Origin of the sequence: Marinobacter sp. UBA2498, from assembly GCF_002341575.1 — a bacterium.
GTDB lineage: Bacteria > Pseudomonadota > Gammaproteobacteria > Pseudomonadales > Oleiphilaceae > Marinobacter > Marinobacter manganoxydans.
This window is the reverse complement of the sequence record NZ_DDOI01000159.1, coordinates 1-7,344: the sequence shown is the minus strand read 5'-3', so window position 1 is coordinate 7,344 and position 7,344 is coordinate 1. Positions and strand designations below refer to the sequence as shown.

Sequence of the window (7,344 nt, the reverse complement as noted above, 5' to 3'; positions counted from 1 at the left end):
AGAAATGTACGTGGTGAAGGTCGATAACGCCCTCTACGTTTGATACAGCCTCAATGACCGAATCTGTGTCGATATCCACAGGACTGCCCAGCATGAGTGTTCGGATGGTTCCGCCGATTTCCGTCAGGCCCAGGTAGAGAATGTAGCTGGCGATACCAATTGTGATCGCTGGATCAACCCAGCGCATGTCGTAGAGCAGAATCAGGGCACCGCCTATAACGACTGCTATTGAGGCAAACGCATCAGACAAGTTGTGTAAAAACAACGCACGAATATTAACGCTGCCCTTCTGCATCGAGTAGGTCAGCAGCGCGGTCAGCGCGTCCACTACCAGTGCGACAATGCCAAGCCAGATTACCCACCATCCCTTGATTTCCGTCGGCTCAATGAATCGCATGGTACCTTCGTAGATCAGGTAAAGGCCTATCATGATCAAGGTGGTGTAGTTTATGAGTGCCGCAACGATCTCAATTCTCCCATAGCCAAAGGTCATCTTTGAGTCGGCCGGGCGGCGTGCAATTTTCCGGGCGGCAAAAGCGATAACCAGCGATGCCATGTCTGAAAAGTTATGTATAGCGTCGGCGATCAGCGCCAGGCTGCCAGCGAAGATCCCGCCCGCGATCTGGGCGACAGTCAGGACGCCATTCGCCCAGATGGCTACTGCAACTCGCTTGTCCTTGGTATCCGGCGACATGTGAGCATGCTCGTGGCCCATTATTTTCTCCTTGTTCGGTTACTGTTCAACTAAATGTAGTCGCAATACTCGCTAAGCCTGACTAAGAGGGTTATGCGTTGGCGACATCGCGCAAACTAGCCATTCTGGCGATTTTCCATGTTGTTTCCCACACTTTTTCGGCCCTGAAGCCCGTGACAAAAATCATGATCACGCCCAGGACTATGAAGGCGTCGGCAATATTGAATGCCGGCCAGTGCCAGGATTGCCAATGAAAATCCAGGTAATCGACAACATAGCCTCGAAAAACTCGGTCGATGACATTTCCGAATGCACCGCCAAGTACCATCGAATAGGCTAGGGCTTCGGTTCGCTTATGGCTGTCCCGAATCAATTTGACCAGAACAGCCGAGACGACAATGGCTATCGCAATAAAAAAATATCGCTGCCAGCCATCGCCATCGGCAAAGAGACTGAAGGCAGCGCCTTTATTCCATACGTGCACCCAATTAAAGAAAGGAGTGATCTCAACCGATTGCCCGTAAGCCATGGATTGCTGGACGAGCCATTTAATAAGCTGGTCGGCCAGTGCTATAAGTGCCGAAAAGCCGAGAAAGGTGAGCGTAAAAAAGCGAGAACGGTCTTCAGACATCGAATTATCCTTTTAGCGCAAGAATTCGCTTGGCACCAATGAGTACAATGCCTCCCACAATACCGCCAATAACCAGATCCGGGTAGTTGGAGCCGGTCCAGGCAACAAGAAGCCCTGCAAGGATAACCCCCAGATTGATGACCACGTCGTTGGCCGAAAATATCCAGCTTGCCTTCATATGCGCGCCGCCTTCGCGGTGCTTGGATATCAACAGCAGGCAACCGGTATTGGCGATCAACGCGACGAAGGCGATCGCCATCATCATCAGCGATTCAGGCTCACTACCGAAAACAAAGCGTCGCACCACCTCGACGAGTACGCCGATAGCCAAAATCAGTTGCAGTACCCCTGCCAGATGCGCGGCACGTACCTGCATTTTCGCACTGCGCCCTACGGCATAGAGAGCCAGGCCATAGACGGCTGCATCGGCAAACATATCCAGGGAATCAGCGATCAGGCCGGTAGACTGGGAGATCAGGCCAGCAGTCATTTCCACCACGAACATGATCGCATTGATACCGAGCAACACGCGCAGAGTGCCTGACTCCTGCGTAGCAGAGACCGCCGAGCTCTCAGCGGCCTTGATCGTCTCTGGGTCGGCAATGACGGTTTCCTGAAGAGAGGCGCCTAGCCCCAAGGTCGCCAGTTTCGCGGTAATGGGCTCAGCCTCGCCGTCATGCACGACCTCCAATCGGCGGTTCGACAAGTCGAAGGACAGCGTTCGAATCTCATCAAAGCCGTTCAGCGCCAAGCGGATCATCCGTTCTTCTGAGGGACAATCCATCTTCGGCACAGCATACACGCTGACCCATTCCCCTGACGCTTCGGAGGAGACCGGCATATCGGTATCCGCTGCAGGCGTTGCATCGCAGCTACATGGGCCACCACAGGCTTTACTCACGATACGGCTCCAGTTAACCAACATAGATTGCTAGTATTAAAAACTATATAGCTACTATAAGGTCAATGGGACAGATGATCCGTTGAGGAGTAAGCCTGATGCGCATTGGTCAGTTAGCCCAGATAGCGGGTATCGACACGCAGACGATCCGCTTCTATGAGCAGCAGGGCCTGTTGCCGCCGCCAGAACGGCAGGAGAATGGTTACCGTGTCTATACCGAGAAGCATGGCGAGTGGCTTGCCTTTATCCGCCGCTGCCGAATTCTGGACCTGTCACTGACAGAGATTCGCGAGCTACAGAGCTATCAGGACGACCCTCGCCAGCCTTGTACCGCCGTCAACGCCATGCTCGATGACCACATCTCTCATGTGCGGTCGCAGATAACTGCTCTGCAAGCGCTTGAGCAACAACTCGTTTCACTGAGGGCGAGTTGCAACGAGGGTCGGGAGATCAATGCCTGCGGCATCCTGACGGGGATCAGCGAGGAGAGCAAACAACAGCTGTATAGGGCTAGCTCAGGCCGTAAGGACTGAGCAGAGACATGCCGGACCTTGCAGTGACATTGTGAATGCATGGTGTGTTGATCGCGAAGCCTCACTGCGTATCTCGGCATGCGAACCTGGGCGTTGCTGCAAACTTGCAGGGGCCGTGAAGAAGAGTCGTCATCAACCAGGTAATCCGCTGAGCTGATGGTTGGTTCCGTCATCATGATATGAGCCAATCAACCAAAAAATCCGGATACCCCTTTTTTGGTGATTCCTTTGTCTATGTCATTTTCGATGACAACACCGATCTGTACTGGGCCCGCTCCCGGGTACTGGAGTACCTGAGCCAGGTGGCCGGGCAATTGCCCGATGCCGCCAAACCAGAGCTGGGGCCGGATGCAACCGGCGTTGGCTGGGTATACTCCTACGCCCTGGTGGACCGCACCGGTCAGCATGACCTGTCGGAACTGCGGGCTATTCAGGACTGGTTCCTGAAGTTTGAACTGCAAACCGTGCCCGGTGTATCCGAGGTCGCCAGCGTTGGCGGCATGGTGAAACAGTATCAGGTCGTGGTGAACCCGGACAGACTGCGGGCCCACGACATTACCCTGCAGCGCATCCATTCCGCCATCAACAGCGCCAACCAGGAAACCGGCGCCTCGGTGGTGGAGATGGCCGAGGCGGAATACATGGTACGGGTCACCGGCTACCTGCAGAACGAAGACGATCTGCGACAGGTCCCCCTGGGGGTCAACGACAACGGCAAGCCCCTGTTACTGAAAGACGTGGCCGATGTGCAGCTTGGCCCACAGGTCCGTCGCGGTATCGCCGAACTGAATGGGGAAGGGGAAGTGGCCGGAGGCATTGTGGTGATGCGTTTCGGTGAGAACGCCTTGAAAACCATCGAAGGGGTCAAGCAACGCTTGGAGGACATCAAAACCAGCCTCCCCGATGGTGTAGAAGTGGTTCCTACCTAAGATCGCTCCACACTCATTAATAACGCCGTGGACAACCTGTATGGCAAGTTATTGAAAGAGTTCCTGGTGGTCGTCCTTATTTGCGCAGTATTCCTGTTCCATCTACGGTCGTCGCTGGTGGTCATCGTCAGTCTGCCCGTAGGTATCCTTGCGGCGTTCGTGGTGATGCACGCCCAGGGCATCAACGCCAATATCATGTCCCTCGGGGGTATTGCCATTGCCATCGGCGCCATGGTGGACGGGGCCATCGTGATGGTGGAGAACGTCCATAAACACATGGAGCGAACCCCGCTGACACCGGAAAACCGATGGGCCGTGATGTCGCGGGCCGCGGGTGAGGTGGGGCCCGCGCTGTTTTTCTCACTGATGATCATCACCGTGAGCTTTCTGCCGGTCTTCACCCTGGAGGCTCAGGAGGGCAAGCTCTTCGCCCCCCTGGCGTTCACCAAAACCTACGCCATGGCGGCGGCAGCCGGGCTGGCCATCACTCTCGTTCCAGTGCTGATGGGCTATTTCATCCGTGGCAAGGTATTGCCAGAACATCGCAATCCCATCAACCGACTGCTGATCGCCCTGTACCGACCGATTATCGGCTGGGCTTTGCGACGGCCGGCATTGATGCTTGCCGGAGGCCTGGTGGTGCTGATCATCGGCTTCTGGCCGGCCAACAAGCTGGGCAGTGAATTCATGCCGCCTCTGGACGAGGGGGATCTGATGTACATGCCCACCACCTATCCTGGTATCTCCATTGGCAAGGCCCGACAGATTCTGCAACAGACCGACAAGCTGATTGCCAGTATTCCGGAAGTGGAGACCGTGTTCGGAAAAATTGGCCGCGCCGATACGGCCACCGATCCTGCCCCGCTGACCATGATTGAGACCTTTATCCAGTTCAAACCACGGGACCAGTGGCGACCCGGCATGACGCCGGAATCTCTGCGCCGGGAACTGGACAGGACCGTCAGACTTCCGGGCCTTACTAACGCCTGGGTCATGCCGATCAAAACCCGCATCGACATGCTCTCCACGGGCATCAAGACCCCAGTCGGCATCAAGGTGGCCGGTCCTGACCTGGCGGTGATCCAGGGTATAGGGGAAGAGCTCGAGCGGGTGTTGACTGACATACCCGGCACAGCCTCTGCGTTTTCCGAGCGGGTGGCCGGCGGACGCTACATCAAGGTGGATATACAGCGCGAGGCTGCCGCTCGTTTCGGGCTGAATATCGCAGACATTCAATCGGTCGTACGTACCGCGATTGGCGGCATGAACGTGGCCAACACGGTGGAGGGTCTGGAGCGCTATCCCATCAATCTGCGCTATCCCCAGGGTTACCGGGATTCGGTGGAGCAGATGCGCCTGCTGCCGATGGTGACACCCAATGGCCAGCGTATCGCGTTGGCCGATGTGGCGGATATCCGGATCGACCAGGGGCCGCCCATGATCAAGTCGGAAAACGCCCGTATCAATGGCTGGACTCTGGTGGATATCGAGGGCCGGGATCTGGGCAGTTGGGTAAGGGAGGCGCAGTCCGTGGTGCAAGAACAGGTGGATCTACCTGCTGGCTACTCCCTGACTTGGTCTGGCCAATATGAGTATATGCAGCGGGCCAAGGAACGCCTGACGCTGGTGGTGCCGCTGACCCTGGCCATCATCATCATTCTGCTGTACCTGAACTTCCGCAACCTGACCGAGGTGGGCATTATTCTCGGCACCCTGCCATTCGGCATGATCGGTGGCATCTGGCTGATGTATCTGCTGGGTTACAACCTCTCCGTGGCCGTGGCCGTCGGTTTTATTGCCCTGGCCGGGGTGGCGGTGGAGATCGGAGTCCTGATGCTGGTGTACCTGAACCAGTCTCTGCATAACGCTTTGGAAACCGTGGATCATCAATCAGGCCAGCTGTCGGCAGATGCCCTGCGCAAGGCGATCAGTGACGGTGCTGCGCAACGGGTGCGTCCGATCATGATGACCTTCGCGGCCATTGTAGCTGGCCTGGTGCCCATCATGCTGGGCAGTGGCACCGGCTCAGAAGTCATGCAACGCATCGCCGGCCCGATGATCGGTGGCATGGTCACCACGTTGATCCTGACCCTGCTGCTGATTCCGGTGATTTTCTATCTCTGGCAGCGCGCACGGCTGAAAAAAATCGCCAAAAAAGGAACATTCCGATGATTAGACCCATTGGCATCCAAACCGTTCTGATCCTGCTGATCACAATGGCCTTGCCGATAAACGCCGAACCTATTGAGGTCGTTGACGATTGGGTTCAAGAGGCTCTGACCAATAACGCGACTCTGGGCGCGCAAAGATCTGTCGCCGAAATGTCAGAAGCCAAAGTGGAGGGCTCAGATACTTGGGCCGACCCGGTCATCAAGTATGGCATTGCGCCTGAAACTCTAGAGGGACCTAATACAGTTGGGCATCGCTTTGAGGTAAGCCAGCAGCTGCCCTGGCCGGATCATCTGTCGGCGTCTCGCAAGGCAGCGGAGGCCGGAATGCTTGCCGCCCAGCAGGAGACTCAGTGGCTAATAAGGCAGCTGACAGCTCGCGTTAAGGAGGCGTATGCATATTGGTGGTATACCAATGAAGCGATCAATCTCCATCATGAGACACGCGCTTTGGTCGAGCAACTGGCCACCGTAACGGAACAGAGGCTTGACTATGGCATCGGCTCGCAAAGTGAAATGCTCAGGGTCAAAACGGAGTTGGATACTCTAGCCCGGATTTCTCATAGGTCCCCAGCAAGTCTCGCAGACTGTGCGGGTTACCGCCATTACCGCTCATTGGCGGCCGTGACTGATCAATAATCGATCAATTCCTGTTGTCCGGACACACGGCCCCCTTTCCCCCATTGAGTCGGGCCGGGGGAGCCCGGGCTTCTATCCCGGAACCAGTTGACGCACCAGGTCAGAGAGTTCGTCTTTGTAAGGATAGGCATCGCTCATCAACACCCGTATGCGCCGAGTGTTGCGAATGATGACCGCGCCCACCTTGATCAGCTTCAGCCGCAGGTTACTGGCGCTCATTCTCTCGAAGGGCGTCTTCTTCAAGTGGGCCCGTAATCGCTCGAACAGCGTGTAGGCAAAGCCCGACAGGAGCAACCGCCACTGATTGGTCCACCACCGCGTGCTGGAGGTGCGATCTGCGAACAGACACAACTGCTGATCCTTGATCCGGTTTTCCATGTCACCCCGGGCACAGTATTGCTCGTAGTAGAGTTTAACGCCGTCGTCGTAACGGGAACTGATAATGAACCTGGGGTTGGCACCCAGTTCGCCTTCCTCCAGACGCGCGATCACCCAGCGGGGGTGTTTCCAGGTTCGGGCCTGGTACTGGAACCGGTAGGTGGCGGAGACTTTTTCACCCAGTTCGTTGTGAGCCTTGCGAACCAGCATCGAGGGTACGTCTACCTCCTTGAGCAGCCGGCTGTTCTTGCTGATGCCGACCAGATAGTCCACGTTGTTCCGGTCGCACCAGCTCAGCAATCGGGGACGGTAAAAGCCGCTGTCACCCCGGAACACGATGCGGGTATCCGGCCAGTACTGCCGGATGAACTTCAACCAGCAGGGCCAGAATGGCCCAGCTGTGGCGGCTGTCGCTTCGGTTGCTGGTGCGCAGGTAGCTCACTAGCAGATGGCGACCGCAGAACACGTACA

The 7,344-nt window shown here is 56.4% G+C and carries 5 protein-coding genes and 2 pseudogenes; 3 read left to right on the top strand and 4 right to left on the bottom strand.

Annotated features, from left to right (window positions below; genetic code table 11):
* The 3 genes from B2W52_RS22160 to B2W52_RS22150 form a co-directional block, all read right to left on the bottom strand.
* A partial coding sequence (locus tag B2W52_RS22160; RefSeq protein ID WP_286804099.1) for a cation diffusion facilitator family transporter occupies positions 1–715 on the bottom strand: 715 nt, incomplete at its 3' end.
* A gap of 70 nt (positions 716–785) precedes the next feature.
* Positions 786–1,325, bottom strand: coding sequence for a signal peptidase II (lspA, locus tag B2W52_RS22155; RefSeq protein ID WP_008175825.1), 540 nt, complete (start codon positions 1,323–1,325; stop codon positions 786–788).
* Between the two features lie 4 nt (positions 1,326–1,329).
* A complete protein-coding gene (locus tag B2W52_RS22150) occupies positions 1,330–2,226 on the bottom strand; it encodes a cation efflux transmembrane domain-containing protein (RefSeq protein ID WP_286804098.1) in 897 nt (298 codons plus the stop codon).
* 98 nt (positions 2,227–2,324) lie between these two features.
* Here B2W52_RS22150 and cadR point away from each other — a divergent pair, with 98 nt between their 5' ends.
* The 3 genes and pseudogenes from cadR to B2W52_RS22135 all read left to right on the top strand — a co-directional run bounded on the left by cadR (position 2,325) and on the right by B2W52_RS22135 (position 6,495).
* The gene (cadR, locus tag B2W52_RS22145; RefSeq protein ID WP_008175821.1) at positions 2,325–2,759 is read left to right on the top strand and encodes a Cd(II)/Pb(II)-responsive transcriptional regulator; all 435 of its coding nucleotides are present in this window, start codon (positions 2,325–2,327) and stop codon (positions 2,757–2,759) included.
* A gap of 203 nt (positions 2,760–2,962) precedes the next feature.
* Positions 2,963–5,860, top strand: a pseudogene (locus B2W52_RS22140) (efflux RND transporter permease subunit); the annotation flags it as partial.
* A complete protein-coding gene (locus B2W52_RS22135) occupies positions 5,857–6,495 on the top strand; it encodes a TolC family protein (protein WP_008175810.1) in 639 nt (212 codons plus the stop codon). The pseudogene B2W52_RS22140 and the gene B2W52_RS22135, both read left to right, overlap by 4 nt.
* 72 nt (positions 6,496–6,567) lie before the next feature.
* Here B2W52_RS22135 and B2W52_RS22130 read toward each other — a convergent pair.
* Positions 6,568–7,344, bottom strand: a pseudogene (locus tag B2W52_RS22130) (IS1380-like element ISMaq4 family transposase); the annotation flags it as partial.

Excerpts from the sequence above, each read along its gene's own strand:
- lspA (WP_008175825.1), bottom strand. The coding sequence starts at position 1,325 with ATGTCTGAAGACCGTTCTCGCTTTTTTACGCTCACCTTTCTCGGCTTT.
- B2W52_RS22135 (WP_008175810.1), top strand. The coding sequence starts at position 5,857 with ATGATTAGACCCATTGGCATCCAAACCGTTCTGATCCTGCTGATCACA.
- cadR (WP_008175821.1), top strand. The coding sequence starts at position 2,325 with ATGCGCATTGGTCAGTTAGCCCAGATAGCGGGTATCGACACGCAGACG.